This window comes from Moorena sp. SIO3I6 (assembly GCF_010672095.1).
Genome location: NZ_JAAHHU010001163.1, coordinates 1 through 1,614, shown reverse-complemented (window position 1 = coordinate 1,614; position 1,614 = coordinate 1). Strand labels below are relative to the sequence as shown.

Sequence of the window (1,614 nt, the reverse complement as noted above, 5' to 3'; positions counted from 1 at the left end):
TGTAGTATAATCAGCCGAGAAGAATCGGACAATGATTGGTACACAATACCCACGCCCAATACTCCAACGGTTCATGTCATGAATGGTTTTCACACCTTAGCTTGTAAGTCTAATACTAATGTTGTAAACCGTTGACCCCTTTGGGGAATTCAAAATTCAAAATTCAAACTTCAAAATAAATAAAATCCGTTCGCGCAGCGTGGCCTACGGCCTTAATTTTGAATTAATTAATTATGGGTACAAGCCCCCCGGGGAATTCAAAATTCAAAATTCAAACTTCAAAATATAGAATTGTCCGAATCATTTTGAATTAATAATTTTGAACTTTGAATTGGAGCGCGTTAAGCAGCGTGACCTACGGTCAAGCGACTTGACTGTTGAGTCGGAAATCTGTACTTTCCGACTCAACAGTCAATTGATATCACTCATCAGAAGATTAACTAATTCTTGGGTGATAGGGAAACCAGTTTGTTGCTCAAAGTGTAAAAACATCGGACTAGGGTTAGCTTCAAGAAATACATATTCACCATTTTGCTTTAAACGCCAGTCAATCGCCGTCCACTGCAGCCAAAACGCTCTAGTGATAGCTTTACACTGCTCTTGCACCGTCTTTGGCAGCCTGACCGGAATCAATTGAGCATCGATATCTTCTCGAAAGTCAAGTGACTTGGAGCGAATTTCTGCCGAATACATCGAGTCCCCAATTACATAGGTGCGAATATTTGTGCCAGGGATATACTCCTGTATAGTAACAGGAGAAAGCCGCAGGGCTAAGTTTAGTCGTTCAGGTTGTAGATGTTTTTCTGTTAAAAACTGGACATGAGCACCACCATAGACTGGCTTAAAAATCACTTGATTACAAGACTTCGTAAACTTAATGATAGCGTCTGGATCATTACTAATCAGAGTATGGGGAATCGTTACACCCATTTGTTCAGCTTTGCTCAATTGTAGAGGTTTTTCCTTATGCAATTGATAAGCTTGCCATGAGTTTACCCAGTGAATTGATGTTCCTTGCATCAAGGTTCTTAGGGTACTCATTGCATCATCAAAAGCAACTCTCTGCTGTAATGGATTTTTGATTGGAGGAATTCGAACTCCAGAAAAATTACGCCAAAAGATGCTACGAATATCTCTCAGACGTAATTGATAGCCATCGGACAGGGTGAGAATTCCATCTTTAGTGTGTGGCTGCCAAGATAGTCGTAATTTAGTAGGAAACAGAGAAGTGTCAAGATAGTTTGTCTTGCCTCCAGCCTTAGTCAGAGCATGGTTGATATGCGCAGCGTGAGTATCTTCAGGATTGCCCAAAATTAAAATATTCATCTATTGCCAAACAAAACGAACTAGTATTTATACAGTTCTGCTGATTACCCAAGTTCTTTTTTTGTTTCGGTTTACTAGATAATAGTGTGGCTAATCAAGTCAATATCATACTTTGTTTGGCCAAAAATTGGTATTTTAAAACACCATCTAAGCCAATTTAATTTTGGTATACTATAAGATATATTTACCTGATAACAGGTAATTTTTATAGTTAAATGCATCCTGATATTACTCCGAAAATATAATGCACCCTGTTGACAAATTGCCTAAATGTTGCAAGACGCTGCT

General features: G+C 38.7%; 1 protein-coding gene. It reads right to left on the bottom strand.

What is annotated here, in order from left to right; genetic code table 11:
- Positions 1 to 411 precede the first annotated feature (411 nt).
- Entirely contained in the window at positions 412 to 1,326 is a 915-nt protein-coding gene (locus F6K49_RS47280) for an MvdC/MvdD family ATP grasp protein (protein WP_293087455.1), read from the bottom strand.
- Between the last annotated feature and the right edge of the window lie 288 nt (positions 1,327 to 1,614).